This window comes from Mesorhizobium sp. M4B.F.Ca.ET.214.01.1.1 (assembly GCF_004791545.1).
Lineage (GTDB): Bacteria > Pseudomonadota > Alphaproteobacteria > Rhizobiales > Rhizobiaceae > Mesorhizobium > Mesorhizobium abyssinicae.
In genome coordinates this window covers 29709-54390 of sequence record NZ_SRUX01000023.1, presented here as the reverse complement: position 1 = coordinate 54390, position 24682 = coordinate 29709, and the positions used below count along the sequence as shown (strand labels likewise).

At 64.3% G+C, this 24682-nt stretch carries 40 protein-coding genes and 1 pseudogene; 21 read left to right on the top strand and 20 right to left on the bottom strand.

The genetic code is table 11. The features are described from left to right. Window positions 1–221, top strand: a 221-nt coding sequence (locus EN857_RS31435; RefSeq protein ID WP_135859019.1) for a transposase, incomplete at its 5' end; no start/stop codon positions are given. 74 nt (window positions 222–295) lie between these two features. Here the strand turns inward: EN857_RS31435 and EN857_RS31430 are convergent. Genes EN857_RS31430 through EN857_RS35925 form a run of 3 tightly spaced genes read right to left on the bottom strand, consistent with a single transcriptional unit; the run spans window position 296 to window position 1722 of the window. Continuing rightward, window positions 296–871, bottom strand: a complete 576-nt coding sequence (locus EN857_RS31430) for a terminase family protein (protein WP_189340717.1) — start codon at window positions 869–871, stop codon at window positions 296–298. Between the two features lie 58 nt (window positions 872–929). Next, window positions 930–1286, bottom strand: a complete 357-nt coding sequence (locus EN857_RS31425; protein WP_245493556.1) for a hypothetical protein — start codon at window positions 1284–1286, stop codon at window positions 930–932. Beyond that, complete coding sequence (locus EN857_RS35925; protein ID WP_189340417.1) at window positions 1279–1722, bottom strand: hypothetical protein; 444 nt, start codon at window positions 1720–1722, stop codon at window positions 1279–1281. The genes EN857_RS31425 and EN857_RS35925 overlap by 8 nt, the downstream gene beginning before the upstream one ends. Window positions 1723–2207: 485 nt before the next feature. Here EN857_RS35925 and EN857_RS31420 point away from each other — a divergent pair, with 485 nt between their 5' ends. Next, complete coding sequence (locus tag EN857_RS31420; protein WP_127286844.1) at window positions 2208–2477, top strand: hypothetical protein; 270 nt, start codon at window positions 2208–2210, stop codon at window positions 2475–2477. 76 nt (window positions 2478–2553) lie between these two features. Then, complete coding sequence (locus EN857_RS31415) at window positions 2554–2859, top strand: hypothetical protein (RefSeq protein ID WP_127286845.1); 306 nt, start codon at window positions 2554–2556, stop codon at window positions 2857–2859. A gap of 102 nt (window positions 2860–2961) precedes the next feature. On the opposite strand, the gene EN857_RS31410 is transcribed toward EN857_RS31415, so the two are convergent. Continuing rightward, a complete protein-coding gene (locus EN857_RS31410; RefSeq protein ID WP_187331521.1) occupies window positions 2962–3384 on the bottom strand; it encodes a DoxX family protein in 423 nt (140 codons plus the stop codon). A gap of 315 nt (window positions 3385–3699) precedes the next feature. Further along, window positions 3700–4455 (bottom strand): tryptophan 2,3-dioxygenase family protein, encoded by a 756-nt coding sequence (locus EN857_RS31400; protein ID WP_127286846.1) that lies wholly within the window; start codon window positions 4453–4455, stop codon window positions 3700–3702. 150 nt (window positions 4456–4605) lie between these two features. On the opposite strand from EN857_RS31400, the gene EN857_RS31395 reads away from it, so the two are divergent. Next, the gene (locus EN857_RS31395) at window positions 4606–5076 is read left to right on the top strand and encodes an Lrp/AsnC family transcriptional regulator (protein WP_127392006.1); all 471 of its coding nucleotides are present in this window, start codon (window positions 4606–4608) and stop codon (window positions 5074–5076) included. 466 nt (window positions 5077–5542) lie between these two features. Then, window positions 5543–6079 (top strand): hypothetical protein, encoded by a 537-nt coding sequence (locus tag EN857_RS31390; RefSeq protein WP_187331520.1) that lies wholly within the window; start codon window positions 5543–5545, stop codon window positions 6077–6079. Between the two features lie 141 nt (window positions 6080–6220). Here the strand turns inward: EN857_RS31390 and EN857_RS31385 are convergent, their stop codons facing one another. The 4 genes from EN857_RS31385 to EN857_RS31370 form a co-directional block, all read right to left on the bottom strand. After that, on the bottom strand, window positions 6221–7393 hold the full coding sequence (locus tag EN857_RS31385; RefSeq protein ID WP_127285769.1) for a hypothetical protein: 1173 nt from the start codon (window positions 7391–7393) through the stop codon (window positions 6221–6223). Further along, complete coding sequence (locus tag EN857_RS31380; RefSeq protein WP_187331519.1) at window positions 7390–8286, bottom strand: HTTM domain-containing protein; 897 nt, start codon at window positions 8284–8286, stop codon at window positions 7390–7392. The genes EN857_RS31385 and EN857_RS31380 overlap by 4 nt, the downstream gene beginning before the upstream one ends. Then, entirely contained in the window at window positions 8270–8710 is a 441-nt protein-coding gene (locus EN857_RS31375; protein ID WP_135859574.1) for a hypothetical protein, read from the bottom strand. Before EN857_RS31375 ends, EN857_RS31380 begins: the two co-directional genes overlap by 17 nt. A gap of 135 nt (window positions 8711–8845) precedes the next feature. Next, the gene (locus EN857_RS31370) at window positions 8846–9316 is read right to left on the bottom strand and encodes an Lrp/AsnC family transcriptional regulator (protein WP_127285772.1); all 471 of its coding nucleotides are present in this window, start codon (window positions 9314–9316) and stop codon (window positions 8846–8848) included. A 111-nt stretch (window positions 9317–9427) separates the two neighbouring features. On the opposite strand from EN857_RS31370, the gene EN857_RS31365 reads away from it, so the two are divergent. Further along, window positions 9428–9994 carry an alpha/beta hydrolase gene (locus tag EN857_RS31365; protein ID WP_127285773.1) on the top strand — a complete coding sequence of 189 codons (567 nt, stop codon included), beginning with the start codon at window positions 9428–9430 and terminating at the stop codon, window positions 9992–9994. Between the two features lie 11 nt (window positions 9995–10005). Here EN857_RS31365 and EN857_RS34990 read toward each other — a convergent pair whose 3' ends face one another. After that, window positions 10006–10161 carry a hypothetical protein gene (locus EN857_RS34990; RefSeq protein WP_187331518.1) on the bottom strand — a complete coding sequence of 52 codons (156 nt, stop codon included), beginning with the start codon at window positions 10159–10161 and terminating at the stop codon, window positions 10006–10008. Between the two features lie 146 nt (window positions 10162–10307). Further along, window positions 10308–10664 (bottom strand): SPW repeat protein, encoded by a 357-nt coding sequence (locus EN857_RS31360; RefSeq protein WP_127285774.1) that lies wholly within the window; start codon window positions 10662–10664, stop codon window positions 10308–10310. A gap of 307 nt (window positions 10665–10971) precedes the next feature. Here EN857_RS31360 and EN857_RS34985 point away from each other — a divergent pair, with 307 nt between their 5' ends. After that, window positions 10972–11127, top strand: coding sequence for a hypothetical protein (locus tag EN857_RS34985; protein ID WP_245478217.1), 156 nt, complete (start codon window positions 10972–10974; stop codon window positions 11125–11127). 70 nt (window positions 11128–11197) lie between these two features. Here EN857_RS34985 and EN857_RS31355 read toward each other — a convergent pair whose 3' ends face one another. Then, window positions 11198–12169 carry an SDR family oxidoreductase gene (locus EN857_RS31355; protein ID WP_127285775.1) on the bottom strand — a complete coding sequence of 324 codons (972 nt, stop codon included), beginning with the start codon at window positions 12167–12169 and terminating at the stop codon, window positions 11198–11200. Window positions 12170–12342: 173 nt separating this feature from the next. Here EN857_RS31355 and EN857_RS34980 point away from each other — a divergent pair, with 173 nt between their 5' ends. The 3 genes from EN857_RS34980 to EN857_RS31345 all read left to right on the top strand — a co-directional run bounded on the left by EN857_RS34980 (window position 12343) and on the right by EN857_RS31345 (window position 13314). Further along, window positions 12343–12519, top strand: a complete 177-nt coding sequence (locus EN857_RS34980) for a hypothetical protein (protein WP_189340408.1) — start codon at window positions 12343–12345, stop codon at window positions 12517–12519. A 196-nt stretch (window positions 12520–12715) separates the two neighbouring features. Next, window positions 12716–13024 carry a DUF982 domain-containing protein gene (locus tag EN857_RS31350; protein ID WP_127285776.1) on the top strand — a complete coding sequence of 103 codons (309 nt, stop codon included), beginning with the start codon at window positions 12716–12718 and terminating at the stop codon, window positions 13022–13024. Next, the gene (locus tag EN857_RS31345; protein ID WP_127285777.1) at window positions 13021–13314 is read left to right on the top strand and encodes a hypothetical protein; all 294 of its coding nucleotides are present in this window, start codon (window positions 13021–13023) and stop codon (window positions 13312–13314) included. The genes EN857_RS31350 and EN857_RS31345 overlap by 4 nt, the downstream gene beginning before the upstream one ends. A gap of 3 nt (window positions 13315–13317) precedes the next feature. Here EN857_RS31345 and EN857_RS31340 read toward each other — a convergent pair whose 3' ends face one another. Further along, the gene (locus EN857_RS31340) at window positions 13318–14037 is read right to left on the bottom strand and encodes a Crp/Fnr family transcriptional regulator (RefSeq protein ID WP_127285778.1); all 720 of its coding nucleotides are present in this window, start codon (window positions 14035–14037) and stop codon (window positions 13318–13320) included. 282 nt (window positions 14038–14319) lie between these two features. On the opposite strand from EN857_RS31340, the gene EN857_RS31335 reads away from it, so the two are divergent. The 3 genes from EN857_RS31335 to EN857_RS31325 all read left to right on the top strand — a co-directional run bounded on the left by EN857_RS31335 (window position 14320) and on the right by EN857_RS31325 (window position 16446). Continuing rightward, window positions 14320–14841, top strand: a complete 522-nt coding sequence (locus tag EN857_RS31335; protein WP_127285780.1) for a ferritin-like domain-containing protein — start codon at window positions 14320–14322, stop codon at window positions 14839–14841. Between the two features lie 144 nt (window positions 14842–14985). Next, window positions 14986–15387: a low affinity iron permease family protein gene (locus EN857_RS31330; protein ID WP_127285779.1), complete on the top strand. Its 402-nt coding sequence runs from the start codon at window positions 14986–14988 to the stop codon at window positions 15385–15387. A 171-nt stretch (window positions 15388–15558) separates the two neighbouring features. Next, window positions 15559–16446 (top strand): ATP-dependent DNA ligase, encoded by an 888-nt coding sequence (locus EN857_RS31325; protein ID WP_127392009.1) that lies wholly within the window; start codon window positions 15559–15561, stop codon window positions 16444–16446. Window positions 16447–16510: 64 nt separating this feature from the next. Here the strand turns inward: EN857_RS31325 and EN857_RS31320 are convergent, their stop codons facing one another. Next, window positions 16511–16807, bottom strand: coding sequence for a DUF982 domain-containing protein (locus EN857_RS31320; RefSeq protein ID WP_245493456.1), 297 nt, complete (start codon window positions 16805–16807; stop codon window positions 16511–16513). A gap of 9 nt (window positions 16808–16816) precedes the next feature. Then, entirely contained in the window at window positions 16817–17116 is a 300-nt protein-coding gene (locus EN857_RS31315) for a DUF982 domain-containing protein (RefSeq protein ID WP_127284591.1), read from the bottom strand. Between the two features lie 600 nt (window positions 17117–17716). Between EN857_RS31315 and EN857_RS31310 the strand changes: the two genes are divergently transcribed. Continuing rightward, window positions 17717–17938 carry a hypothetical protein gene (locus EN857_RS31310; RefSeq protein ID WP_135859573.1) on the top strand — a complete coding sequence of 74 codons (222 nt, stop codon included), beginning with the start codon at window positions 17717–17719 and terminating at the stop codon, window positions 17936–17938. A 1005-nt stretch (window positions 17939–18943) separates the two neighbouring features. Continuing rightward, window positions 18944–19165, top strand: a complete 222-nt coding sequence (locus tag EN857_RS31305) for a hypothetical protein (RefSeq protein ID WP_187331516.1) — start codon at window positions 18944–18946, stop codon at window positions 19163–19165. Window positions 19166–19183: 18 nt separating this feature from the next. On the opposite strand, the gene EN857_RS31300 is transcribed toward EN857_RS31305, so the two are convergent. From EN857_RS31300 to EN857_RS31290, 3 genes are all read right to left on the bottom strand, one after another. Continuing rightward, complete coding sequence (locus EN857_RS31300; RefSeq protein ID WP_127393308.1) at window positions 19184–19420, bottom strand: hypothetical protein; 237 nt, start codon at window positions 19418–19420, stop codon at window positions 19184–19186. Window positions 19421–19506: 86 nt separating this feature from the next. Further along, the gene (locus tag EN857_RS31295) at window positions 19507–19740 is read right to left on the bottom strand and encodes a hypothetical protein (protein WP_127393307.1); all 234 of its coding nucleotides are present in this window, start codon (window positions 19738–19740) and stop codon (window positions 19507–19509) included. 164 nt (window positions 19741–19904) lie between these two features. Then, on the bottom strand, window positions 19905–20111 hold the full coding sequence (locus EN857_RS31290; protein ID WP_127393306.1) for a hypothetical protein: 207 nt from the start codon (window positions 20109–20111) through the stop codon (window positions 19905–19907). A gap of 207 nt (window positions 20112–20318) precedes the next feature. Between EN857_RS31290 and EN857_RS31285 the strand changes: the two genes are divergently transcribed. After that, window positions 20319–20945, top strand: a complete 627-nt coding sequence (locus EN857_RS31285) for a hypothetical protein (protein ID WP_245493455.1) — start codon at window positions 20319–20321, stop codon at window positions 20943–20945. 44 nt (window positions 20946–20989) lie between these two features. On the opposite strand, the gene EN857_RS31280 is transcribed toward EN857_RS31285, so the two are convergent. Continuing rightward, window positions 20990–21697 (bottom strand): isochorismatase family cysteine hydrolase, encoded by a 708-nt coding sequence (locus EN857_RS31280; protein WP_245493454.1) that lies wholly within the window; start codon window positions 21695–21697, stop codon window positions 20990–20992. Window positions 21698–21760: 63 nt separating this feature from the next. Here EN857_RS31280 and EN857_RS31275 point away from each other — a divergent pair, with 63 nt between their 5' ends. The 3 genes and pseudogenes from EN857_RS31275 to EN857_RS31265 all read left to right on the top strand — a co-directional run bounded on the left by EN857_RS31275 (window position 21761) and on the right by EN857_RS31265 (window position 22866). After that, entirely contained in the window at window positions 21761–22009 is a 249-nt protein-coding gene (locus EN857_RS31275) for a hypothetical protein (RefSeq protein ID WP_127393305.1), read from the top strand. A 27-nt stretch (window positions 22010–22036) separates the two neighbouring features. Continuing rightward, window positions 22037–22453: pseudogene (locus tag EN857_RS31270) on the top strand (HD domain-containing protein); the annotation flags it as partial. A gap of 95 nt (window positions 22454–22548) precedes the next feature. Further along, entirely contained in the window at window positions 22549–22866 is a 318-nt protein-coding gene (locus EN857_RS31265) for a plasmid stabilization protein (RefSeq protein WP_127284585.1), read from the top strand. An 83-nt stretch (window positions 22867–22949) separates the two neighbouring features. Here the strand turns inward: EN857_RS31265 and EN857_RS31260 are convergent, their stop codons facing one another. Next, complete coding sequence (locus EN857_RS31260; RefSeq protein ID WP_127284584.1) at window positions 22950–23408, bottom strand: Lrp/AsnC family transcriptional regulator; 459 nt, start codon at window positions 23406–23408, stop codon at window positions 22950–22952. 187 nt (window positions 23409–23595) lie between these two features. Here EN857_RS31260 and EN857_RS31255 point away from each other — a divergent pair, with 187 nt between their 5' ends. Next, window positions 23596–24342 carry an AzlC family ABC transporter permease gene (locus EN857_RS31255; RefSeq protein ID WP_127393303.1) on the top strand — a complete coding sequence of 249 codons (747 nt, stop codon included), beginning with the start codon at window positions 23596–23598 and terminating at the stop codon, window positions 24340–24342. Continuing rightward, window positions 24339–24638 carry an AzlD family protein gene (locus tag EN857_RS31250; protein ID WP_127311682.1) on the top strand — a complete coding sequence of 100 codons (300 nt, stop codon included), beginning with the start codon at window positions 24339–24341 and terminating at the stop codon, window positions 24636–24638. Before EN857_RS31255 ends, EN857_RS31250 begins: the two co-directional genes overlap by 4 nt. The last annotated feature ends 44 nt before the right edge of the window (window positions 24639–24682 follow it).

Sequence of the window (24682 nt, the reverse complement as noted above, 5' to 3'; positions counted from 1 at the left end):
GCCGCATTATCTGGGGCGGTCGTCACGCCGTGCGCAGGGTGGTCTATATGGCTGCCCTCACCGCCAGTCGCTCAAATCCCGTCCTCAAGGCCTTCCACCAGCGTCTCATCGCCAAGGGCAAGGAGCCGAAGGTCGCTCTCGTCGCCGTGGCACGAAAGATCCTGACCATCCTCAGCGCGATGATCCAAAACAACGAACCTTGGAATCCAAACAGGTCCTGACGAACACAGTTGCTCATCCGACCTCGCTTCGCGAGGCCACCTTCTCCCACAGGGGGAGAAGGTGAGTCCGCGCCTCACCCCTTCCCCATCCTCTCCACCTCCTGCGCCGACAGAAACCGCAGCACCACGTCCGACATGCCCAAGAGCGGCGTGAACGTCACGATCGTTATCCCGCCTGTCGCGTTGGTGCGCGTCAGGCCCTCGCTATAGATGTCCAGCGGCGGCTCCTCGTCGAACCAGACGCCGTGCAGGGTCTCGCCCTGCCATTTCTCGCGGCCCTTCTCGTAGGACTTGAAGGAGAGCACGCTCTCGGAGGCCTGGACGTCACCGCCGCCGCCCCAACGCACGACGACGCTGTCCAGCGCCCCCGGTGCGCCCCGTCCCATCACGGTATGGGCGATCGCGTCGGCGGGGATCATGCCGGTGCCCCAGTCGGCCTGCTGCTGCGGCGGGCCGATGAGCACGCGCTGCGGGTTGTCGCGCGTTCCCTCGCCGGTGACGCCGGCGGCCCAAAGCCGCACGGCCGTGTCGAACACCTTGCCACGCCACCAGTCCGGATAGCGTCCGGTGAGATGCACCGCCCATTCGGCGCCGCCTGCCCTGGTCTTGCCGAGCTGGTTGCCGGCCATGAACAGGCGCTCGCGGTTCAAGGCGCCCGCGGCATGGAACTCCGCCTGCCTGGGATACGGCCGGTAGGCGGCCAAAAGGTTAGCGCGGCGGCGGCGCTCCAGCTCCGTCAGCAGCGCCAGGTACTGCGTCCCCGAGGAACGGCCTGACGATCGCTTCGAGGGCGCGGATGCGGGCGCGGATCTGCTCATCGCTCAGCGTGTCCAGAGTGTTGGCATCGGGGTCCTTCGGGCCGGGCAGCACCGACAGCACGATCTTCAGATACTGGTCCGGCTTTTCCGCCCTGACCTTGGCGATGACCCCGGCGCCATGATCGCGAAAATCCTGGCGCAAAGCGGCGGTGAAATCATCGCCGATGGTTCTTTTCGTCCGCTTCGGGCGGCCAGCAACGCCCGCCGGCTCGCGCGCGCGGCGCGACCGCAACGGCGCATCAGCCATGGGACCCGTCCGGTTCGTTGCTGCCGGGCGCAGCTGCGACCGCCGGCTTGGCGGTTTTGCCGGCCGGCTTCCGGCGCTTGCCGGATTTGGCGCGCCTTGGCCTGGCCGGCTTGCGCACCGGCTTGGGCGCATCGCCCTCGGCAGATGCCGCCGCGCCGGTCGGCGCGGCTTCGATCGGGGCGGCGGCCGGCTCGCGCCTGTCGGGCCTCGCCATCCTGGCGATGCCGATCATTCGACCGCCCTGCGCCCCCAACGGAAAACCGAAACCGCCGACCGGGTCGACCGGCCCGCCGCGCACCATGCCGATCAGCACGCCCGGCGCGACTTCCTCGACGCATCCGGGGCGCAGCGGCCTGGCGGCGCCCTCGAAGATGCCGATGGCGCTGACGGTGTCGCTTCCGTCGTCGGCAGTGATGATGGTGGCGTAGCGGGGCATGGGGCGCTCGTGGGTGGTGTGGATTGATCTGAGAGGCGCGGTCCTTCGCACCCCCTCTGTCCTGCCGGCCATCTCCCCCACGGGTGGGAGATCAGCAATCATGACGGCCTTCGCCAACCTCCAAGGTCGCAAAGGTGAGAGCCGGCGGCAAAGCTGCCAATCTCCCCCCTCGTGGGGGAGATGTCCGGCAGGACAGAGGGGGGCGCTGTCCCGCCAGCTTTGACCCGGAGGGCTAAGATCGAGGAAGGCTGAAACACAAAACCCGCCTCGCGGCGGGTCGTTGGCGCAAATCAGCACCATGGACAAAAGAGTAGCATAGCTGCCTGCAGCGGGCAATAGGTTATGGGTAAATTTTCCTAGGAATAATTGCTCCCCCCTCACCGCCCCTGCTGGCACTGCGGTATTCACAACATGGTTTTGACCCCGTCTGGCCATTAGCCGGCGCTTATGGGATCATTTTGCCCCGGAGACTCGGGGGAAGCAGCATGGACAGACCCGCCATGGCATCCGTCTTCAGGATGCGGCATCAGCCGGCAATCATTTCTGGCGTTCGCAGTCTTGGCACGGGCCAGGCCGATCCGGTCTTCCACTCGAGGCCGCTCGGCGAGGCGATCCGCTTCATCGTCCGGTCCGACGGCCAGTACGACCTCAGCGCCGTCGCCATCTCCTACGGCGACCGCGCCACCCCGCCGCTCGGCGGCCGCGAGGTCAGGGCGCTCTGGCAGGAATATGGCGAGCGCCTGCTGGAGGCGTAGGGTGAGCCACCCACCCACATCGGATCGGAAACGCCCCTTCGCGCGTTAAAGCGCAAACCAATGGGGAGGAACCGCCATGAACGTCGCCAATCTGCAGCTCGAGGGCCTGTTGATGGCCGTCGCGTCGATCAACCAGGTGCTGGTGCGCAAGGGAGTGCTGACCGTCGATGAGATCGACATCGCCTTGCGCCGGGCCGAGGCCAGCGAGACCGGCGAGGAACGCTCCGAAGGCATGTCGGCATCGAGCCGCGATGCCGTCAACTTCCCGATCCGGCTCCTGGAGCTCGCCAACCGCTGCCAGCCGGAGGCGGACATGCCGTCCTTCTCGAAGCTCGCCCGCATGGTCGGCCAGATGAAGGAACCTTACAACGATCAGATGTGAGGGAGTGGGTGCATCTCGGGGCGGCCAACTGTCGATGCCGGCGCGGCCCCTCATCCGCCCTTCGGGCACCTTCTCCCCGTTAACGGGGAGAAGGAATGAGTTTCACGCCCTGCCCGGCCAGCCCTGGCGCAGCGAAAGCACGCTGCCCGGTCCGTGAACGGCGGCGAAGAGCAGGCCGGCGGCGAACGGGAAATGCGACATGAAGGCGCCGAACTCGGCCTGGTTGCCGGCCCAGTGCGAAGGGCCGTGGAAGGCAAAGCCGAGAAAGGTGACGTAGACCGCGCCGATCAGCGCCGCCGGGGTCAGCAAGGCGCCGGTCAGGAAGGCGATCACCAGCAGCGTCTCCAATATCGCCGCGCACCAGGCCAGGAACAGCGGGAACGGGAAGCCGGCGGCGGCGATGTAGCCGGCAGTGGCGCCGATATCCATGAGTTTGAAGGCCACGCCCATCGCGAACATGGCGGCGAAGATCAGGCGGGCGATGAGGATGACTGCGGTCTGCCAGGTCGATTGAACATTTTCCACGATAGTCCTCCGGATTGAAGCTTGTTGATGCTCCAAGGACGGAGGAAGGGCGATGGTTCCGACAGGGTCGGGAAATTTTGTTGCCCTTGAGGCCAAACAAGGCCGACGTCGGCGGGACAGCGCCCCCTCTGTCCTGCCGGACAGATCCCCCACAAGGGGGGAGATCAGATGTGACGCCAGCTTTCGCCAATCGCCAACGTTGCAGGACAAGCGGGGGCGCCGAAACAGCTAATCTCCCCCCAAGTGGGGGAGATGTCCGGCAGGACAGAGGGGGGCGCGAAGGAACTCGGCGTACGATCGTCTCGCGCCGCCGCCCTACCCCGCCTTCGCGTGCGGACAATGGCTGATCGACTCCCTGACCGTGCCGTACTCGGCGCCCCAGCGGTCGGTCATGTCGCAGCGTATATCCCACAGCTCGGGGAAGAAGCGGTGCCGGGCGCCGCCTTCCAGCATCTCCACCGGGCGGCCCTTCAGCGACCTGGAGCCGAGCCCGATCGAACGGTGGATAAGGTAGAGGTGGTTGGCGCGGAATTTCTGGAACAGTTCGTCGAACTCGATCAACGCCTCGGCGACGACATAGGCGTCGCCATGATCGTAACGCGCGTCATAGACATCCTCCACGGAAAGCCCGCGGCCGTCGAGATAAGCAGCCTTGAAGGCCCGCCAGAGGTCCGGCGGCATGCGCAAGAGCAGCTTGAAGCCGGGCGATTCCTGGCCGCTTCCATTGCCAAGCTGCAGGCGGATCTGCTGGTACTCCTTGGGCGACATGGTTTCGAGCACGTCGAGCTGCGCCGTCATCAGCCGCATCAGCCGGTGCACGCGGCCCATCAGGGTGACGATGCGGTGCGTGTCCGCCTTCTCCAGATAGTCGAGGACGTCGGCCAGCGTGTAGGCGATGAGCTTCATCCACAGCTCCTCGACCTGGTGCACGATCTGGAACTGCAGCTCGTCGGCATTGACCATTTCGGCCAGCGGCTTCTGGCATTGCAGAAGCTTGTCGCACTGCAGATAGACACCGTAGTCGCGCATCTCCGGCGTCTCGATGCGGGCGTGATATTCCGACTTCAGCATGGTTCTTCTCCCTGCCCGGCCCGGGGCATGTGTTGGATCCTTAGATCGAAGATAGACCCTTTGGGCTTGAACATTGTTCCTTTCTGTTATCCAAATAGCAAAAATTGAAGGACGAATGCCTTCAATCTGGCGATATCTGGAGAACGATCCATGCTGGATACCCTCGACCGCAAGATCGTCGCGGCGCTCGAGCGCGACGCACGCCTGTCCTTCGGCGAGCTGGCCGAGTCGGTGGGGCTGAGCAAGACGCCGTGCTGGAAGCGGGTCAAGGCGCTGGAGGAGGCCGGCGTCATCCGCGGCTATTCCACCCGCGTCGATCCGGCGGCAATCGGCTTCGGCATCGAGGCCTTCATCCAGGTGTCGATCGACTTCGAGGTGTCGGATGCCTTCGAGGCGGCGGTGAAGCGGCACCCCCTGATCCGCCGCTGCTACGCCACGACCGGCGAGGCCGACTATCTGTTGCAGATCGTGACCGTCGACATGATGGCGCTCGACCGCATGCTGCGCGAGGAGCTCAGCCGGCTGCCCGGCGTGCGCCGTACCATCACCTCGATGGCGATGCGCGAGATCAAGGGCGATATCTCGTTTGCCGATGCGGCGACGCATGCGCTGAGGAGATGAGCGCACAAACCAGATGACTTGAGAGCAGCATCCCCCTGTCCGCCAGGAAAATGGCCCAAGGCCGGCCTGAGGCCCGATCTCACCCCGGACCAGCCGCGGATGCCGGCCGCACGGGCCCGCGTCGAGCCCTGACTTTTTCTGGGAGGGTTTCGGAACGGGCGTTGAACCGGTCTATGTAGGGACGGGGATTCGCGGGTGGTGGATGTGATCTCGATCAGAATGAGTGCGGAGCCTGCCGGTCGGGCGATGACAGGACTGCCGCGGCTTTTCGCATTCAAGGCGAATGCCATCAACGCGCGCCGTGCACTGGCGGCGGCGCTGCTCGCGTCGACCATGCTGCTGCCGACGGCACCTCGGGCGGCGTCGGTCCTGCCGGGGCCGCGCGACGGATTCCAACGGTCGATGGATCAGGCTGCCCGGTTGCAGGAGGCCAAGCGCGCACTTCTGGCGCAAGCCGCAGGCGGTAATGGCGGCAACGGCGGCAATGGCGGTTCCGCTGGTGGCAACGGTGGGAATGGCGGCTCCGCAGGCGGCAATGGCGGTGACGCAGGCGGCAACGGCGGTGGCGCAGGTGGCAATGGTGGCGACGCCGGCGGAAACGGCGGCGACGCCGGTGGAAATGGCGGTGGCGCAGGCGGCAATGGTGGCGACGCGGGTGGAAATGGCGGGAACGGCGGCAACGGTGGCTCCGCAGGTGGCAATGGCGGAAACGGTGGCAACGGCGGGAACGGCGGCTCCGGTGGAAACGGTGGTTCCGGCGGAAACGGTGGGTCCGGCGGCAACGGCGGTTCCGGAGGAAACGGCAGTTCCGGAGGAAACGGCGGCTCCAGCGGGAACGGTGGTTCCGGCGGTAATGGCAGCTCAGGAGGAAACGGCAGCTCGGGTGGCAACGGCAACTCCGGCGGCCATGGCGGCAGCCGTCACGATACCGGCCATTCGGATGGCGGCCCGCGTTCCTGCGCAACCTCCCAGGGATCGTCTTGCTGATCCGGCCTGTCCTTGACGGGCGTCGCGCGTAAGCGGGTGCGGATGACGCGCTTCAGGTTCCTGTTTTGATGCATGGCGCCCGTGCAGCCGCGCGACAAACATCAGGCTCCCGGAACCCGGGCGAACGTCGGAACGCGGCGGGTCGCTCCCTGGACCGCTAGCGACCCGTGCGGTAGGCGAAATCGTCGATCGCCGCCTGCCAGTAATGCAGTGTCCGGATCTCGAGCCGCGTGATGCGTCTGTAGTCGGCCGCGAAGTAGACCTGACCGTTCGCCGACAGCACGAACTGATCCTCATATGCGGGCTCATCGCCCCGCCAGGCCTTGACGATAAGCGTCTCGCCCTCCGCGTCGTCCCAGCCCACGCCGAAATAGGCGCCTGTGAAATCGAACGGCTTATCGCTGAACACCTGCGCCGGGTGCCCCGAGCTGTTGTAGGCGATGAATTCGCCCGACATGGTGGTGTTGATGTAGCCCGGGCCAGCGGTGAAGCTCTGGTGCATGGCAACCAGGTTGTACCAGTTGAGCCCGCCATAACCGGACGGAATTTCGAACACGCCGGGCGACGTCATCAGGTCGTCGAAGCCGACAATATGCTGGTTGGGCAGCGGCTCCTCCTCAGGTCCGCCTTTGCCCGAGACCGCTGAGATCACCACCGGCGCCGCGCCGACGACAATGCGCCGGCGCTGCGTCGCCCCGCCGACCGACACGTCGACCAGCCATTCGCCCGATGTCGCGGGTGCGCTGAAGCGCCCGTCTGGACCGACCTTGGCGGCGGCCGTGACGCCGTCCGGCCCTGTCAAGGAAACGCGCGATCCGGCGGCGACCGCGCCGCTGATCGTCAGATCCGCCGCGAGCCCGACCGGGTGTGTCGTGCGCAGCGCGATCATGTCGCCCGGCGATCCGGGCGAAACGACATAGTCGCTTTCCTGCGAGGCGTTGCCGGTGGTGACGGAGAAGCCCGGCGGAGGCACGACCCGGAACGCGTAATGTCCGGGGTCGACGACTTCGAGATCGCGCTGGATGACCGACATCCGGAAATTGGCGAAGCCGTCGACATTGGTCAACCGCATGATGGTGCTGCCGTTCGGCCTGTCGAGCTCGACGGCCGCGCGCGACATAGGCCGGTCGCCGAGATCGTAGACGCCGTTCCTGTTGAGGTCGCGGAACACGAGCAGCGACGTGTTCATCTGGCCGCCGTTGAAGGACCCCCACGCGCGCTTGGGATAATAGGCCTCAGCACTGCCGGCACGGGCCGCGCCGCAGATCATGGCCAGACCGATGGCCCCCGCGGCCACGAGAGCGCCCGAAAACAACAAACCACGCTTCACGAAATTTCCTCTCCGGCAGTCCTTGCCATTCCGATCCCCTCGAGACGCGCAATGACCTTGTCGACGGCATCGGCATCGAAATAGGCGAGATAGAGCAACGCCATGGTGGCGCTGAACGTATAGACCGGCAGCGTCAGATAGATGATGGCGTGAAAGGCCAGGCCCGGCAGGATCAGATAGCGCCTGCTGCGGCGAAACGGCAGGCCGAAGGCAAGGCAGTATTCGAGCGCGACCACGGCGACGGACACGATGATTGCGATCCAGGCAAGGCCGGCCGGATAGTCCGAGCCGGCGTAGTACCAGAGGAATATCTGCTCGATCCGCGCGCCGCTCAAAAAGGCGTAGCTCGACTTGTCGAAGGCGGCGAAGAAATAGAGCACCGAGAGCTGCACCACGATCAGCCGCAGCCCCCACAGATTGCCGCGTTCCGCCGGCGGTGGCAGGCCGGCGCGTTCGGCGCGCATCACCGCCAGGTAGCGGTCCAGCGAGTAGGAGCGGCCGCAGGGGGTGAGCGCGATCAGAAGGGCTGCGATGGCTAGCAGATAGACATGATGGTGGGTCCAGGGCTCGTGGCCAAGCTGGAAGCCGAAATAATAGTACATCGCCAGCCCGACCGAGCCGGCCCAGACGGCGGCGATGCGGCTGTGATAGCCAACGAAGAGCAGCGCTGTCGCCATGAAGAAGTTGACGGCCAGAAAGAGGCCGGCCGGCGATTGGTCGATGTAGAGCAGCAGTTCGCCCGCCCAGCGCGACCAGAACAGCATTGCCAGACCGATACGGATCAACGCGGACGAACGCGACGAGCCCTCGGTGTCGACCGCCCAGCCGACGAAGCGTGCCGCCACGGCATCGATCGGACGCCAGCCGGCGATGGCGTCAGTCGGCGCAGGCATTTTCGGCATCGGTATGGATGATCTGCCAGCCGCCGCGGGTGGCCTGGCGCGCGCGGACACGGATGTCGGCGCCCTGCCCGGCGGCCGTGCAGAGCCGCTTGATGACGGAAGCGAGTTCGTCACGGCTTTCGATCCGCTTAAGCCTGCCGTTGCGAGAGGCGCCGAGCATCTCGAAGCGGTCGAGCGGGACAAGCGCGCCGTCGGGCAGGCGGATTTCGAAGGAAGCGTCGATCACGCCCATCCCGATCGCGCTGAACATGGTCCAGGACCGCAGCCATGCCGATCGGACCCCGAAGACCTGCTCCGCTACCGGTCCGGCGATCATGAACGCGGCGATGGCGATGAATGCGAACAACCGCAAGCGCCCTGCCGACAGCCGCCCGGCAGGCTCCGCACTCACCCTGATCGAGACGATATCCGTCACCCGCGCACCCCCGCCCCGATATAGACCGGTTCGACGCCCGTTTTTCAACTCCCCCCAGAAAAAGTCAGGGCTCGAGGCCGCGTTTGTGGCCGATGCGCGGTGCGCCACTGGCGGCGGTAGACTGCACCTCGGCGCTCATCTCATGACCAGCTCCCGCCCCAGCCGCTTCGGCGGCTCGGCCCGCAGCACCACATTCGTGGTCACCGCGCCGTAGCGGCCGATGCCATCGACGATTGCCTCGAGATCGGGCGGCGACGGGACGAGCACCTTGACCAGGAAACAGTCCTCCCCGGTCACGCGCAGGACCTCGATCACCTCCGGCATCTGCGCGAATTTCTTCAGGCAGGCCTGGATGTGCTCATGCGTGGTGCGCAGGCGGATGACGGCCATGGTGCCGAGCCCGAGGGCGGTCGGGTCGACCACCGCGCGATAGCCGGAGACGATGCCGCGCTCTTCCAGCCGCTTCACCCGCTCGGAAGTAGCGGGCTGGGACAGGCCGACACGCCGGCCAAGCGCGGAAATGCCGATGCGGCCGTCCTCCTGCAGGATCTCCACGATCGCCATGTCGGTGGGGTCGAGCCTCGCTCTTGTCTCGCCGTTTGCCATGCCTGCCTTCAATCCATCGGGAAACCTGCCTGCTTTCCGATGATCTCTCATTCCGCCGGCTGGCGGAAGGCCTAGAATTGCCGGCATCGCATCGACAGGAATAGGCAGTCCATGAACGAATTCATCATCGTGCCCGGCATCGGCGGATCGGGCGAAGCACACTGGCAGACGCGCTGGCAGCGGGCGAACCCGGCCATGCGCCGCTTCAGCCCGGCAAGTTGGGAGCAGCCGGATCTCGACGACTGGATCGGCGCCCTCGACGCTGCGGTGGCGGCGGCGAATGCCCCGCCTGTGCTGATTTCCCACAGCCTCGGCTGCCTGCTGGTCGCGCATTGGCAGCTTGTCTCGAAGGATGCCTGCGCCGGCGCCTTCCTGGTCGCGGTTCCCGATCCGGCGAGCCAGGCCTTTCCGGCCTCGGTGCGCGGTTTTGCCGGCGCGCCGGCGGGACGGCTCCGCTTTCCCTCGCTCATCGTCGCCAGCAGCGACGACCCCTACGGCTCGCTCGATCATGCCGAGACAAAGGCCGCGCAATGGGGAAGCGGCCTCCATGTTGCGGGAGCGCTCGGCCACATCAATGGCGACAGCGGACTGGGTGATTGGGCCGAGGGAATGAAACTGTTGGCGGCTTTCGCGAGCGAGGCCGGGCGAACTGCGCTGCTGGATGCAGGCACGGATTGACCGGGCCGATGCTAGCCGGACGGGACCTTCGAATTCTGGGCCTCGCGCCTGGCAGCCTCCTCCTTCTGCTTCTCGGCATCGGCCTTGCGCTTCGGGCAATCCTCGAAATCGTGGTCGCGGCCGCCGCAGTAGGAGCAGCATTTCGCAGGCGTTTCGGGGTAGAGCATCGTGGCCATTCCCAAGAATGCACGAAAAGCTTTCCGGTTGCAGCAATTCGTGATGCGCACGAAGCTGCCCGCCCATGCTCCGATACTCTTGGAATTGCTTCAAAGGAGCTCGCCGCTCGCGCGGCGGGCTCCCAGTTAATCACCCGTCACGCATGCGCGTGCGGATGATGGACATCCCAGACCGCCCAGGCCGATGCGGCAACCACCAGAATGCCGAGGACAACATGGGTCGCCATCGCGTTGGCGTTTGCCATGAAGCCCAGCAGCCAGGGTGAGACGATCAGCCAAAGGCCGAGGACGAGATTGACCCATTCTTCCCACTCCGCGAACACCGAAAGCGTCGCCAAGGCCAGCGCGCCGAGCGCAACGCCTACGATCCAGGCGTTCCACGCGGGCATCGTCTCAGCGGCGAACCCGATGATCCAGGGGGAGATGAACAGGCAGATCGCGAGGACAAGATTGATCCAATCCTGGCCCCTCTTTCCTTCCATCATCATTGCCATAGACAACCTCCATGAAGATGAAGCTTGACCAAAGCACTACGTTTCGCGTGCAAGAGCACGCTTAGTCATTGATATAATTACGTTTCAAAATCCTTCAAGGTTTAGGCTACTTTTGCCTGACCCGCGGCCTCCGTGCCGCCGGCTGGAGATGCGTCGCTTTTTTGGAGGAGCCCTCGGGCCATCAGCACGTTCGCCCATGACCGCATTGCAAATAGCAAAAATTTGCATTGGCAAACAAAGTTGCCATATTAGCTGACTAAACGATTCGTGGTATCGTGAACCGATGGCCAAGAAGAAACCAAGACCGATGCTTTCCGCGATCCCGGCCGCCTCCGCGGCCGAGGCCTATGAGGCATCCTACTTCGCCCGCAAATGCGGCCTGACCCGCGACGAGGCGCTCCGGATAATGCGCGAGGCGCAGGTCGTCGTGAAGGCACCCTCCGAAGGCAAGGGCAAGGGTTAGGCCAGACGGCAATCCCCTCCCGAAACTTTTTCGATGCGCAGGCACCCGCGCTTGCCAGCGGCTGACCCCATCAATAGCCGCCGACGATCGGCAGGATCTCGCCGGTGATGTAGCTTGAGCATTGCGGCGAGGCGAGGAACACATAGGCCGGCGCGATCTCCTCCGGCTGGGCCGGCCGCTTCATCGGCGTCTTGGCGCCGAACTGGGCGACATCCTCGGCCTCCTTCTCCGAAGGGTTGAGCGGCGTCCAGACCGGGCCCGGCGCCACCGCGTTGACGCGGATGCCCTTGCCGATCAGGTTGCCCGACAGAGCGCGGGTGAAGGCGTGGATGCCGCCCTTGGTCATCGAATAGTCGACCAGATGCTTCGACCCCTCGATGCCGGTGACCGAACCGGTGTTGATGATGGCCGAGCCCGGCTTCATGCGCGGCACGGCCTCCTGCGCCATATGGAAATAGCCGTAGAGATTGGTCTTCAGCGTGGTGTCGAAATGCTCCTCGGTGAGGTCGGCGAAATCGGTCGAATGAATCTGGAAGGCAGCGTTGTTGACCAGCACGTCGAGGCCACCCAATGCCTTCACCGTCTGCTCGACCGCCTTGCGGCAGAAGGCGCGCTTGGCGACGTCGCCGCGCAGCGCCAGGCAGCGCCTGCCCTCGGCCTCGACGGCGCGCTTCGTCGTCTCCGCGTCGCGATCCTCGCTGAGATAGGCGATGGCGACGTCGGCGCCTTCGCGCGCGAACAGCACCGCCACGGCGCGACCGATGCCGGAATCGCCGCCGGTGATCAGCGCCACCTTGCCGTCGAGTTTCTTCGAGCCCTGCCAGAACGGCGCGTCGTAGAGCGGCGCCGGCTCGATCGCCCACTCCTGGCCGGGCTTCGGATGATGCTGCTTCGGAAAAGGCGGTTCGGGATAGCGGCGTGCGCCGGCCTGCATGGCGGCCGGCTCCTTAGCCTTCGGGCTGCGGCGGTCGCGGGCGTCGACCTTGCGCTGCACCCGGCGCTGCTTCTGGGCGGCTTTCGACGTGTCGGACCTTGTCAGCATCGGTTTCTCCTTCGGTTCGAAGGGACAACGCATGCCGGCCGAAAAGGTTGGCGGGCGAAAACCTGGTCGCAAATGAACCGGGTCCACCCGTCCGACGGATACATCAAAGTTAAATGCGGCCGACAGGCGTGAGGTGGTAGGTCACTGGCGGCGGGGGGCACTGGGAGGAGCCCATGGACGTTCGAAATCTGATCGGCAGATTGTCCTCCACCTTGCTGCGCCAGCGCGCGGCCGCGTCGCCGGCTGCCTTCAGGCCGAGCCGCGACGCGCTCGCCGACGTCCCGCTGAAGCCGCGACCGCGGCCACCATTTCGGCCGCAGCCGCCGATCCGGCCGGCAAGCAACATGTAGCCACCGACGCAGCCAAGGCGGAGACAAGCAGACCATGAAATGGGCAGGCATGAAATCGGCAGAGATGAAATCGGCAAACATGAGATCGCTTGAGATGACTCATCCGCTTCTGGTGCTTGGCATCGCCGCCTTCACGATCGCGCCCTTCGCGGGGCTGCTGTGGCGAACGAGGGAGTGGTTCGGCTGGTGAACGGCGATGAGCCGGTTCCTGCCCCTGACGATCAGGTTCGCCGACGGCGGCTCGATGGTCGTTTCATCCATCGCCGAGGCGAAGAAGGCACTCGCCAGGGCATGGAAGGACAAGGACGCGCCGGCCTATGTCGCAGCGGCGCGTCTGGTGGATGACGCGCTCGAAGGGATCTGCCGGCCCGCCGTCGCCTTCGCAGCGTTCAAGAAGGCCGCCGCCGAGCAAGGACTACTGAGGCCGGCCGCACCGAGTGCCGCGCTTACCATGCTGGACCAGTTGTGGTCGCCGGGCAGCAAGCCCGACCGAGAGCCCGATTGAACCACGCCATGGCCTGGGATGTACGGATCGGCGACGAAGTGATCGTGAACGCCACCGTGCTTACGCTGCTCGGCAGCGGTCGCGCGCGGGTCCGCATCCCGACTCACAATTATCCCTGTGCGATCGACCCGCCGGCCGGCGCCAAGGCCGGCGATCGGATCACCATCGCGGGTCACGTCACTGAGGTCGACCACGACAAAGGCAGGGTGACGTTCAAGGCGGGCGGCCTGGTCACCGTCGACATAGCGTCGGTCGCTGCCTGGAAGTCGGTGCTTCGCGATCCGCCCTGACGCCTATCGCGGCTCGCGGTTCATGCTGAGATAGGTCGGGTCGAACTCGGCCATCGCCACCAGCAGATCCCAGTCGAGGATGGTCACGGTATAGTTCGACCAGCTGACCAGGCCGATATTGCGCAGCATGCCGATGACCCGGTTCATATGGACGACCGAAAGCCCAAGCACGTCGGCCAGTTCGGCTTGCGACAAGGGAAGCTGGAAGCTCATCCCGGACGTGCGCTTGACGACCTGGAGGCGGACGAACAGCTCGCAGATGAGATGGGCGAGATGCGAGGTCTTCGAACGCCGGCCCATGGCGACGATCCACTCTCGGTGAATGGCGCCGTCGACGAGCGTGTCCAGCCACAGGAGCCGGGTGAGATGGGGCGCCTGCTCGGTGATGGCGCGCAGCTTGGCGTGGTCGGCGGCGGCGACATGGCAGGGCGAGAGCGCGATGATGCCATGGTCCATTGTCTTCAGCAGGAAGGCGTGAAGGTCGACGAAATCGCCGGGGACCTGCAGTGAGGTGAACTGCCGTCCGCCATCCTCCAGCACCTTGTAGCGCGCGGCGATGCCGTCGAGGATAAGGGTGCTGTGGATCGGCCTCGACCCTTCGGAAACGATGTCCTGCCCCGTGGCGACATGTCGTTCGGTCGAGATGGCACCCGCCAGCAATTCCTTTTCCGCCTCCGAGAGGAGGTCGTGCTGGCCAAGGTTCAGATAGAGGGATTCGAGCATTCGGTTCCGATCCTGCGTGCACCGCCAAGAGCAAACGCCGCAGCGGGCGCCTGGTTGCAGCCAGCGCGGCTGACGATCGGCAGGCGCGCCGGGAGACTTGCAGACAGGAGAGCCGTCCAGACCTGCGCGCCGGGCGCCGTCCACGACTTGGGTTCACGAAATATTTCGGATGGAACATCCGTTCCCGGCCGCGCTTATCGTGATGCAAGGAAACGGCGCTTGCGATTTCACGAGCGCCGTTTCTTTGCCCCCTCAAGTCGCATCAAACGATGGAGCAAAGTGATGGCAAGGAAGAATTCGTCTGGCGCGGCGAACGGCCTGGAGAGCCTGTTCGTGGACGGCCTGAAGGACATCTACTACGCGGAAAAGAAGATCCTGAAGACGTTGCCCAAGCTGGCGAAGGCCGCCCAGTCGAAGGAACTGAGCGCAGCCTTCGAGAAGCATCGCATGGAAACAGAGGGACAGGTCGATCGCCTGGAACAAGTGTTCGAGCTGATGGGCAAGGCTGCAAGGGGCAAGACCTGTCCGGCGATCGACGGCATCCTCGAAGAAGGCTCGGAAATCCTCGAGGAGTACCAGGACGAGCCGGCGCTCGACGCGGGCCTGGTGGCGGCCGCCCAGGCCGTCGAGCATTATGAAATAGCCCGCTACGGCACGCTGGTCGCCTGGGCGGAGCAACTGGGCCTCAAGGACGCAGTGCCGTTGCTGCGCGAAACGCTGGCGCAGGAGTCCGCCACCGACGAGGCGCTCAGCGCTTTGGGCGAAAGTGGCGCGAACCAGCGGGCGTTGCAGGCGGCCGCCTGAACCGCCGCGCACGCGATCGTCCGCAATTGCGGTCCCGGTCGGCGCCGGGGCCGCGTGCGATCACCAGGATTCCATGAACAACCGGGCGTATCGGCCGCAAACCTGCTGCCGACGGGCTCAAGCTTTGGCACGACGCCATCGAGCATGGCGCAGCAGGCGGAGGATTTAGGGTTGGAACGAATATTCAACCGTGTCGCGGAGGCGGTCGCCCATGCCGCGGGTCGCCCCTGGGCTTTCGCCTCATGCCTGGCCTGCGTGGTCGCCTGGGCCTTGTCCGGACCGGTGTTCGACTTTTCGGAGACCTGGCAACTCGTCATCAACACCGGGACCACCATCGTCACCTTTCTGATGGTGTTCCTGATCCAGAACACCCAGAACCGCGATGGTGCAGCCATACAGGCGAAGCTCGACGAACTCATACGGTCCGGACAGGGAAAGAACGACTTCATCGGCATCGAGCACCTCACGGAAGCCGAGGTGCAGGAATTCAGAAATCGGTGCGCCGAGGCCAAGCAGGCTCAACTGCGTTCTGAGGACGCCTACTGAAGAGACGGCCCTTTATACCACCAGCCTGGAAGAAGCCCTGACCATGGGGCTCGGCATGGCAAGGCCGGAGCGTCTGTGACGTCGGCCGACAATTTATTTAAGCAATCGCTAACGGAACACAACCGGCCGTGCGATATTGAATCAAATTCGAGCATCGCGCGGGGAGTCCCGATGCCTAAGCCCGCCGGCAGGGACCGGTTGTCATTCATCGAGCCGCTGATGCCGACGCTCGTCGACAAGCCACCGGAAGGCGACGGGTGGATTCATGAAGTGAAATTCGACGGCTATCGCTCCCAAATTGTTCGGGACGTAGACGGCGTGCGCATTTTCAGCCGCCGCGGTCTCGACTGGACTGCAAAATATCGCGACCTTGCCAAGGCCGCGAGCGAGCTCGACGCTGAGGACGCGATCATCGACGGCGAAGTGATCGTCACGAATGAGGCAGGGCTGTCCGACTTCAAGGCGCTGCGCAAGGCCATCACAAGTCGGCAACAGGACCTCTATTTCGTCGCCTTCGATCTTCTCCACCTCAATGGCCGCGACCTCCGCGACATCCCGCTGGAGGACCGGCGCGAGATCCTAGCCGAGATGATCCCGCCTGGCGGGCGCATCCAGTTCAGTCAATCGTTGCCGGGCGATGCCAAATCCATCTTCCATCTCATCGATCAAGCCGGCCTTGAGGGCATGGTTTCGAAGCGCAAGGAAAGCAAATATCGATCCGGCAATTCTACGGCCTGGCTCAAGGCTAAGTGCTACGCGATCGACGAATACGAGCTGCTCGGCGTCGAGCGCGAGGCGGGCAAGCCTGCCTTCGCCCTCCTGGCGGAGCGCGGCACCGGGCGCTATGTCGGCAGCGCCTTTATCACCCTGAATAGGGAAATGCGGGAACGCTTGTGGCAGCGCGCCCTGGAGCACGCAGGCACGGCGCCGAACGGCATGAAGCGGCCGGCGACGCAGTGGGTAAGGCCAGGGCTGATTGGCCGTGTGAAGCATCTGCGGGGCGAGGACGATCTGCGCCACGCGTCTTTGCAGGACTTCCGCGAGGTAGGGACACCCTAGAGGCGGTCATAGGGGAACAGGCTCTGAAGTATGGTGAGGCGACGTTGACCGCCGCCTCACCAGCTTAGACGTGCGAAGGCCGCACCTTCCAATAAGGCGGCGGCATATTTCCGTCCTCGATAAGGATGTCCTTCTTCCGGGCAAAGGCGGCAAAGATTCCCCTGGCCGTCTCCGCGTCGATGTCTCCGACCAGTGCCGCCTTGCACGCGCGGATGGCAGCTTTCTGCTCGGGACTGTTGCCGCACCAATCGGTGGCAAACTGGTATGCGTCAACCACGGTGTTGAGCTGACGGGGAAAACCCATTCCAACCCAAACTCGGATCGGCTTTTCGAATGGCTTTGAGAGCATCGCGACCTCCATCGCGCGACTTCAAGCGGCTAGCCCACCGCGGCCGCCGACGCTGGCCATCCATGGCGGCGGTGCGCTCAGTTCTTCAAGAACCTTGGCTGATTTTGCGAAACCGCAGAAGGCCTCCCTTGCGGCGTTTCGCGGGTAATCGCTGTCGAATGCCTTTTGGCAGGCTCGCAGCGCAGTGTCGTAAATCGGGCCGCGCCTATTTTTCGGCCATTCGTAGAGAAATTCCAGGGCGTCCTCGATGCATGCGATTTCCTGGATCAGGCTGTTTCCGCTCTTGACGAAAACAGGGCTGTCGAACATCCGGTCGTTCATAAGATCCTCCAAATCGAACGAACAATTGAGTGTCAGGAGGGCCGGGACCTACCGGCAGTGTCCCTGGCCCAGCGGCGATATGGGTTTGAGGACTTTTGTCGTCAAGAGTGCTCTGCAACCTCTATGAGCTTGCTGCATGGACCTCGCCCGAATAGGACCTCGCGAACCAGGCTCATCGCCAACGGGCGTGGCGACTTGGTTAGCAAGCGGATGCTAATATGGATCGCTTACCGTTGGCCCGCCGGGGTGGGTGTGTCGTTTGCGAGCCGACCTGCGACGTCAGGTAGGTCCGGCCTGCTCTGGACAAGGGTCATATTCGTCTCGCTGTCAGACACCGCATGTTGCTGGCAAAGCCAAGGCGCCCACCATGTTCGAAAGGTAAGCATGGCAGGCACCCCAAGATGACCGACGACGGAGTGGGTCGGATTTGTCGGCGGCCCCCGCAATCAATGGAGTAGCGGTTTGCCGGTTGCAGCCTCCAGCCCTTTGCCTTGGTCGCTGCGACTTCAGTCGCAGCGGGCTTGCGACTGCAGTCCCCCATCGGAACGAATGACATCAGGCCCCGTTTTGCGGAGCATTGAAGTCGGAGGGATTTGCATCATGAACCGGCGAGCAGTGTCGTCTTTCGACTGCGAGGTCCTTCGGTGTGCCTTCGTAAGATCGGTCATCGAAGACGGAATTCCTGAAGACAGATGGGCGGCCCACGCCGCGCTTTTGATCCGCGAGCTTACCGGCAAAAAGGATGTCGACCAGCGCCTGTTGGATTGGGTTTTGCAAAGCAGCAGCGTTCCCCGGTTCCAGGCGAAATGGCTCAAGGCTTAGACCTTGCGATCGGACCGACCAGGAGGTTCTGTTCGAGCCTGGAGCGCGATGGAATAAGCAACGGCCGGGCAATGGGAACATGGCGGCCAAACTGAACCCGCCATTCCGGGTTCGGGTGGCTGGCCTCTCCTCAGGATTTCAGAGTCAGATCCAAAAAGCCCGCCGCCAAGGAGTTAGCGGCGGGCAGTTCAGGGTTGCCGCAGATGGAGGGGATGATCTCCTGCGACTTCTACCAATGGACTGGCGGGCCGTTGTTTCCCGTGTTCGGACCTCTGCGTGCGGCCATCGGACCTCAGTCGCCATTACCGGATGCAGGGTTTGCTTCGGGCTGCTGCCGCAAGCGCCCACCATGCTGAAAGGGAAACATGGCGGGCACCCGTAATGACCGCCGATTAGGGGCTAGCTGTCGACGGTGCCTACCAATGTGTTGCCGGGATGTTGGTTGCCGCGCCTGGGCCCTTTGCCGCCGGAGCTGAGACCTCAGTCGGACCAAGCCATAGACCGTGGCCCGAGCCCGGGAACGAATGCAGGCAGGCACCGTTGCGCAACGGAGGGATGTCTATTTGGGAGAGGAACGATGGACGACAGAGATAACAGCGTTCTTGAGGCCCGATGGCTGCTCGCCGTGCCCGCTTCACTGGTTCTCACAGTGCTCATTGCCGGCTTCCTGCTGGTGTAAACGGCCCATGAATCGATCCATTTTCCAGCGCAATGTTGACAGACCCAATGTCGGGGAACCGTGCGGCGGGGCATGCGTTTAGTCACGTCCCAAAAATCCCGTCGCCACCCATCCTTCAGATGGCAGCGGGGTTGCTGGATAGCCCGGTTTCCCTAACTCCTGTCACTCCGTGGAGGAGCAAAGCCGGGCTATTCGGTTTCGCGCCGAATCCCCTCGCTAACGTCACTTTGCAGGAATATAATGACCTCGTCGTCCGCACCCAACCGAGGCGAGCGGATGCTTGAAAGAGCAGATCACGCCTTCGCCCGGGTGAGGGAGAAAGCGTCATGGCTTTCAAAAAATACAGCAGCATATTCACGCCCGTCGATCTGGAGATTCTCCAGAGGGTTTTTGACCAATTATGCGCGGAGCGCCGTCTGGCCCTTAAAGACCAGGAGCAGCGGGAGCAGCTTGCCTACGAAGTCATCCAGGCGTTCGAGAACGGCATCTGCGACGAAGTCGCGTTGCGCCGGCTGTTTTTAAAACGCCGCGCGGCCATGGCCGAGTGAGAGCTCTCTGAGGCGACTTCACCGGACGCCTCCCGTTCCGGAGTTGCCCTCTTCCATCTCATCCGACAGAAGCCTGGCCAGATGGTCACGGCTCAAGCCCAGCGTTTGCTTCAGAACCACCAGGAAGGCGCGCGCCCTCTCTGTCGGCAAGCCGCTCTGCTCGGCCTGGGCGATGACCTCGAGCTGATGCTCCAACCGCTGTTCAATCTCGCGGATGTGCTGCTCGACCCTGGCGATGTCGTCCTTGATGCTCATGCCGCGAACATAGCCCATTGGAGCTAGACTGACAGCCCTTCGTTCACGGAACGTCCGGCAGGCGTTCCTAGCTACGTTAGTTGTCGCTAAAGGCGCCGGGCTGGTCCTGTGCCGTTCCACCGGATGAACGCCACCTCCTTGCCGGTGACCTCCCGCACCGTCTTCAACAGCGCCTCATGCAGAAGCTGGAGCGAGCGGTAGTGATCGCATTGCGGCGATATCAGCGGACCGACGATGCTCTTATGCAGCGCCTCCGCTGCCTGTAGGAACCGCTCCAAATCCGGACCGGATAGCTGCCTGGGCTTGTTGCGCCTGACCATTGCGATCCCCCGAGCATCGCCTCATATAGGATAATAATCCTATATGAGTTCCAAACTGTAAAGAGGGCGGACACAACGGAACGGTTACGCAGGGGATGCGCAACCTCCGGTCACGCAGGTCGGTCGCAGCCTCGCCCGGGGATTTCAGGGAACACGAACGATAGTCAGAATTCGCGCTTGAGAAGTTGGAGAAGGGACTCCTCGTCCGATACGCCGCTGGTGAAAATGTCCATTATCTGCGCGGCAAGGGTATTCGCTTCGCGGGTGCCGGGCAGAATACCGAGTTCCTGGCAGATGCGATCATAGACCCTCTGCAGGAGGGCCATATCCTCCGGGTAAGCCACGCCGCTGGTTTTGGTGGGATCGAACATGGCTTCCTGCCTCGTGCTGGGCGGAAGCGCTCTGTTCGCTTGCTGTCGGCGATGCCCGTGTCAATTACCGCCGATGGTGGAGGATAGGCCGGTTGGGGGCCACGGCACTATAACAAATGATGGAGCGGACCGGACACCGGCCCTCTGCGCAGTTCGATCGGACTTCAGTCCAACTTCTCTTCCGGCGGCCGGGTCTGGGCAGCCGCGATGGCCGAGCGCAATGCCTCAATGGAACCAGTTCCGCCTCCCTCAGTTCCATTAGGACGTCTCTCGCGGGTTGCCGGCCAAAAATGGCTCGGCTGCACAAGGCCCGAGGACAGTTTTTTGCCGGAGGAACCGATGTCGCTGCACACCCTTCATCCCGAACATGTCGATGAAACCCGCATGAATGCCTATTCGACCTTCGCGCCTGCCCTTCTCAATTCGCTGGCGCTGCGGCTGGCCCGCTGCCAGGGAACGAAGGAACTGGCGGAGGTGGAGAAGTCGCTCATCCGCCTTGTCGAAGACTCCGACGTCGCCGCACCGCAGGTCGAGGCGATGAAGGAGTTCGCGATCGAACTGGTGGTGTCGACGATGAAGAACGTCCGCGACCACCCAGACTCCAAGAGCGATCTCGAGGAGATCGCCGGCCGCCGCACCCAGGGCCGTTCGGAAAGTCCGGACACGCTCGAGGAGCAGTTGGAGGCGGGCCTGGAGGACAGTTTTCCGGCCAGCGATCCGCCGGCCGTGGTCTCCACTGCCATTTCCGGCGGGGCCAAGGAGATTGTCGGCACCGATGAGGTGCTGCGGCAGAAGAAGGAGGCTGCCGCCCGGGAGGCGCAGAAGAACGAATAGCCGTTCCGCAAGTGGGTCAAGGCGAAGCGATATGGCGGTTCAGCCTAGCGCCAAAGCTCCAGGATGACCTCGACCGGAGCGACCTCGACATGATGTGAATATCTCTTGCTGAAAAGGCTGACGATGGCGTCGTAGGCCTCGTTCGAGGTGCTGCAGATCGCATCCTGAGCCAGGACCGTCCTGTAGCCGAAGTCGATCGCGCCTAGCAGCGTTGCCAGCACGCACATGTCGGCCTCGCCGCCACTCACGATCACCGTGTCGACGGCGTCCTGCGCCAGCGCCCGCTGCAGCCGGCCGCCAAACCAGGGAGAATAGACGAATTTGTCGAACTGGCGCGCGGGCGGAACGAACCGCCGCAGCTCCGGTGCAAGTTCGATGATGTCGGCGCCTGCGCGTTCGAGCGTCATATCGGCCCAGCGCAAATAGTAGTCGCGCCACTGGCCGGTGCCGTCGCCCGGCCTGCGGGCCGGAATGAACCGCGTGAAGACCGTTCTCGCAGGCTGCCTTTCCACAAGCTGGATCACCTTCGGCAATGTTTCGGGGAGCCAGTCGACCGCCCACGGGCCCGGCGGCATGAACATTTGCTGCATATCCACGCAGATGTGGATCGCATTTGCCGGGATCGGACGGAGGATCTCGTTCTTCGTATTCTCTTGCATCGCCTCTCCCGCGACCTGCGCGGCTTTCGACGGGTGCCGCAGTCCGGCTCGTGCGACCTGCCGGGCTTCGTTGCAATGCGACGGCGCGGGCAAAGTTCCTGCGGGGGAACCTGATGCTTCGCGAAGGGTTCTCCTCCCAACAGGAAGGAGCACGCGATGAACAAGGACGACAAGGATGCTCGCGACAATATTGGCGCCACCGGCGCCGTTCCGCGGCGGCCGGGTGCGGGCCATGCTCCCGAGTCGACGGGGCTGCCCACCAAGGGCGGCGACGATCCGCTGGTGCGGTTCCTGGCGGAGAACACCGACCTTTCGCCGAAACAGGCCCGGGAACTCATCCGCGAGCACGGCCACGACCGGCAGCGGCTGCTGGAGATAGCGCGCACGATGAAGGCTGAGGGCTGACCGAGGACCAGGCAAGGAAACAAGAGAATGAGCATGCTGTACCGCGCGGCCAGGATCGCGGAGGAGGCGCATCGGTCGCAGACCGACAAGACCGGCGAACCCTATATCGAGCACAGCCGGCGCGTCGCCGAACAGGTCGAGACGCTCGACCAGAAGATCGTCGCTTATCTGCATGACGTCGTCGAGAAAGGCGAAGGCTGGACCCTCGGCCGGTTAAGGACGGCCGGCTTCGGCTCGCCCGTCGTCGCCGCCGTCGATGCGCTGACGAGAAGGCTGGACGAGACCGAGCAAGGGTTCCTGTGCAGGGCCGCGTCGAACCGGCTTGCGCTGCCGGTCAAGCGGGCCGACCTGAACGACAATCTCTGGCAGGCGCGCCAGGCCGGTGTTTCGACCGCGAAATACGAAACCGGCCTGCGCGTCCTCAACCGGCTTCGCGGCGCCAAGACCATTCCACCAAAGAGACGTGCCGGGACGAGCAGAATCGGAACGAGGCTCGACGCCGGCCGTTCCCCTTGATCGGCATCTAATGGAGCAGAAAAATGCCACGCGGAGACAAATCGAAATACACCGACAAGCAGGAACGCAAGGCCGACCATATCGCCGAGGGGTACGAGCACCGCGGCGTGTCCGAGAAGGAGGCCGAGCGGCGCGCCTGGGCGACCGTCAACAAGGACGATGGCGGCGGCAAGAAGGAAGGCGGCTCGGGACGCGGCAAGCACACCGGCAACCCGGCCGCGCACAAGGGCGGCAGGATGGGCGGCAAGGCCTCCGGCGAGAGGCCGGCGGCCAGCCGGTCGGCCTCGGCCAAGAAGGCGGCGGCGACCCGCAAGCGCAACGACAGCCACACGCATCATTAGGGGCCGACGCCGAAGCTAAGGCCGGCGGGACAGCGCCCCCCTCTGCCCTGCCGGGCATCTCCCCCACAAGGGCGGAGATCGCCCTAAAGCGGCATCTCGGAGGTCTGCTTGATCGTCTGGCTGGGCACCTCGGTCTTGACGTTCTGCACGCCCTTGATGCGGCTGAGATGCTCCGACTGGAAGCGGCGGTATTCGTCGATGCCGGCGGCCACAACACGCACCATGGCGTCGCAGTCGCCGAGCATCAGGTAGCACTCCATCACCTCGGGCAGCTTGGCGGCTTCGGCGGCGAAATGCTCGATCGTGTCCTCGTCCTGCTGCTTCAGCCAGATGCGGGTGAAGAAGGTGTGGCCGCGGCCGACCTTGGCCGGATTGAGCACGGCGACATAGCGGTCGATGACGCCGGCCTCCTCCAGCAGCTTGACCCGTCTCAGGCACGGCGAGGGCGACAGGCCGACTTCCCGCGCCAGATCGTTGTTGGCCATGCGCCCGTCGCGCTGCAGGGCGCGCAGGATGCGTTTGTCGATCTCATCCAGCTTCATGGCTCAGAATTCCATCTTTCTGCCTGATTGCGATATCCAATGCCAATTCCTGGCAGAAAAGGCGAATCTTCGCAACCAAATTGCTCGACGTTTGGCCTATGCTTACCGGCATATAGTCATCGACATCGGATGGTTCGGACGCAGGCGGACGCGAGGCGCGCCCGGCTTCGTTCGCGCAAGGAGTCCCATGAGCATCTCGCAAGCAAGCCTGACCCTGGACGAGGCGCCTTACCGCCAGCGGTCCGAATTCCGGCGCGGCGTGGCCGCCTCGACGCCGGTGCTGCTCGGCATCGTTCCCTATGCGCTGGTGCTCGGCGCGCAGGCCGCGCAGAAGGGCCTGAGCGTCGCCGAGGTTCCGCTGATGACCGGCATGAACTTCGCCGGCGGCTCTGAGTTCGCGGCGATCCAGCTCTGGACCTCGCCGCCGCATATCCTTCTGATCGCTGCCATCACCTTGCTGGTCAACAGCCGCCATTTCCTGATGGGGGCGGCACTCGCGCCGTTCCTGCGCGAGCTGCCCCTGCGCAAGGTGTTTCCGGCGCTGTTCCTGATGTGCGACGAGAGCTGGGCGCTGGGCCTGGCGGATGCAAGGCAGCGGGCGGCCGCGGGCCTGAACCCGGCCTTCAGCCTGCCCTACTATGCCGGCACCGCCCTGCCCTTCTACCTCGCCTGGGTGGCCTTCACCACCGCCGGCGCAGCACTCGGCCCGGTGCTCGGCAATGTCGAGGATTACGGTTTCGCCATGGCCTTCCCGGCGGTGTTCCTGGTGCTGATGCGCGGCATGTGGAAGGGCTTTGCCGCAGCGCGGCCGTGGCTGGTCAGCCTGGTGGTGGCGGCGCTCACCTATCTCATCGTTCCCGGCGCCTGGTATGTGGCGGCCGGCGCGCTTTCCGGCCTGGTCGCGGCCTATATGTTTTCGGGAGACCAGGCATGATCGATCCGGCCAACCTCATCGCCATCGTGCTGATGGCCAGCGTCACCTATCTGACCAGGATCGGCGGCTATGTCGTGCTGCGCAACCGCACGCTCGGCCGCCGCGCCACGGCGGTGATGGAAGCCGCGCCCGGCTGCGTGCTGATCTCGGTCATTGCGCCGGATTTCGTCTCGAAGAACCCCGCCGACCTGGCAGCGCTCGCCATCACGCTGCTCGCGGCGACCCGGCTGTCGATGCTGCCGACCGTGGTGATCGGCGTGGCGTCGTCCGGGGTGTTGCGGTGGTTGATGGGGTAGTCACCTAGGCTGGCGGGACAGCACCCTCTGCCCTGCCGGGCATC

Coding starts and splice junctions, on each gene's coding strand:
- EN857_RS31425 (WP_245493556.1), bottom strand. CDS start 1,286: ATGGCTGATGCGCCGTTGCGGTCGCGCCGCGCGCGCGAGCCGGCGGGC.
- EN857_RS35925 (WP_189340417.1), bottom strand. CDS start 1,722: ATGCCCCGCTACGCCACCATCATCACTGCCGACGACGGAAGCGACACC.
- EN857_RS31420 (WP_127286844.1), top strand. CDS start 2,208: ATGGACAGACCCGCCATGGCATCCGTCTTCAGGATGCGGCATCAGCCG.
- EN857_RS31415 (WP_127286845.1), top strand. CDS start 2,554: ATGAACGTCGCCAATCTGCAGCTCGAGGGCCTGTTGATGGCCGTCGCG.
- EN857_RS31400 (WP_127286846.1), bottom strand. CDS start 4,455: ATGCTGAAGTCGGAATATCACGCCCGCATCGAGACGCCGGAGATGCGC.
- EN857_RS31395 (WP_127392006.1), top strand. CDS start 4,606: ATGCTGGATACCCTCGACCGCAAGATCGTCGCGGCGCTCGAGCGCGAC.
- EN857_RS31390 (WP_187331520.1), top strand. CDS start 5,543: ATGGCGGCAACGGCGGCAATGGCGGTTCCGCTGGTGGCAACGGTGGGA.
- EN857_RS31380 (WP_187331519.1), bottom strand. CDS start 8,286: ATGCCTGCGCCGACTGACGCCATCGCCGGCTGGCGTCCGATCGATGCC.
- EN857_RS31370 (WP_127285772.1), bottom strand. CDS start 9,316: ATGGCAAACGGCGAGACAAGAGCGAGGCTCGACCCCACCGACATGGCG.
- EN857_RS31365 (WP_127285773.1), top strand. CDS start 9,428: ATGAACGAATTCATCATCGTGCCCGGCATCGGCGGATCGGGCGAAGCA.
- EN857_RS34990 (WP_187331518.1), bottom strand. CDS start 10,161: ATGCTCTACCCCGAAACGCCTGCGAAATGCTGCTCCTACTGCGGCGGC.
- EN857_RS31360 (WP_127285774.1), bottom strand. CDS start 10,664: ATGGCAATGATGATGGAAGGAAAGAGGGGCCAGGATTGGATCAATCTT.
- EN857_RS34985 (WP_245478217.1), top strand. CDS start 10,972: ATGCTTTCCGCGATCCCGGCCGCCTCCGCGGCCGAGGCCTATGAGGCA.
- EN857_RS31355 (WP_127285775.1), bottom strand. CDS start 12,169: ATGCTGACAAGGTCCGACACGTCGAAAGCCGCCCAGAAGCAGCGCCGG.
- EN857_RS34980 (WP_189340408.1), top strand. CDS start 12,343: ATGGACGTTCGAAATCTGATCGGCAGATTGTCCTCCACCTTGCTGCGC.
- EN857_RS31350 (WP_127285776.1), top strand. CDS start 12,716: ATGAGCCGGTTCCTGCCCCTGACGATCAGGTTCGCCGACGGCGGCTCG.
- EN857_RS31340 (WP_127285778.1), bottom strand. CDS start 14,037: ATGCTCGAATCCCTCTATCTGAACCTTGGCCAGCACGACCTCCTCTCG.
- EN857_RS31335 (WP_127285780.1), top strand. CDS start 14,320: ATGGCAAGGAAGAATTCGTCTGGCGCGGCGAACGGCCTGGAGAGCCTG.
- EN857_RS31330 (WP_127285779.1), top strand. CDS start 14,986: ATGGCGCAGCAGGCGGAGGATTTAGGGTTGGAACGAATATTCAACCGT.
- EN857_RS31325 (WP_127392009.1), top strand. CDS start 15,559: ATGCCTAAGCCCGCCGGCAGGGACCGGTTGTCATTCATCGAGCCGCTG.
- EN857_RS31320 (WP_245493456.1), bottom strand. CDS start 16,807: ATGGAGGTCGCGATGCTCTCAAAGCCATTCGAAAAGCCGATCCGAGTT.
- EN857_RS31315 (WP_127284591.1), bottom strand. CDS start 17,116: ATGAACGACCGGATGTTCGACAGCCCTGTTTTCGTCAAGAGCGGAAAC.
- EN857_RS31310 (WP_135859573.1), top strand. CDS start 17,717: ATGAACCGGCGAGCAGTGTCGTCTTTCGACTGCGAGGTCCTTCGGTGT.
- EN857_RS31305 (WP_187331516.1), top strand. CDS start 18,944: ATGGCTTTCAAAAAATACAGCAGCATATTCACGCCCGTCGATCTGGAG.
- EN857_RS31300 (WP_127393308.1), bottom strand. CDS start 19,420: ATGAGCATCAAGGACGACATCGCCAGGGTCGAGCAGCACATCCGCGAG.
- EN857_RS31295 (WP_127393307.1), bottom strand. CDS start 19,740: ATGGTCAGGCGCAACAAGCCCAGGCAGCTATCCGGTCCGGATTTGGAG.
- EN857_RS31290 (WP_127393306.1), bottom strand. CDS start 20,111: ATGTTCGATCCCACCAAAACCAGCGGCGTGGCTTACCCGGAGGATATG.
- EN857_RS31285 (WP_245493455.1), top strand. CDS start 20,319: ATGGCCGAGCGCAATGCCTCAATGGAACCAGTTCCGCCTCCCTCAGTT.
- EN857_RS31275 (WP_127393305.1), top strand. CDS start 21,761: ATGAACAAGGACGACAAGGATGCTCGCGACAATATTGGCGCCACCGGC.
- EN857_RS31265 (WP_127284585.1), top strand. CDS start 22,549: ATGCCACGCGGAGACAAATCGAAATACACCGACAAGCAGGAACGCAAG.
- EN857_RS31260 (WP_127284584.1), bottom strand. CDS start 23,408: ATGAAGCTGGATGAGATCGACAAACGCATCCTGCGCGCCCTGCAGCGC.
- EN857_RS31255 (WP_127393303.1), top strand. CDS start 23,596: ATGAGCATCTCGCAAGCAAGCCTGACCCTGGACGAGGCGCCTTACCGC.
- EN857_RS31250 (WP_127311682.1), top strand. CDS start 24,339: ATGATCGATCCGGCCAACCTCATCGCCATCGTGCTGATGGCCAGCGTC.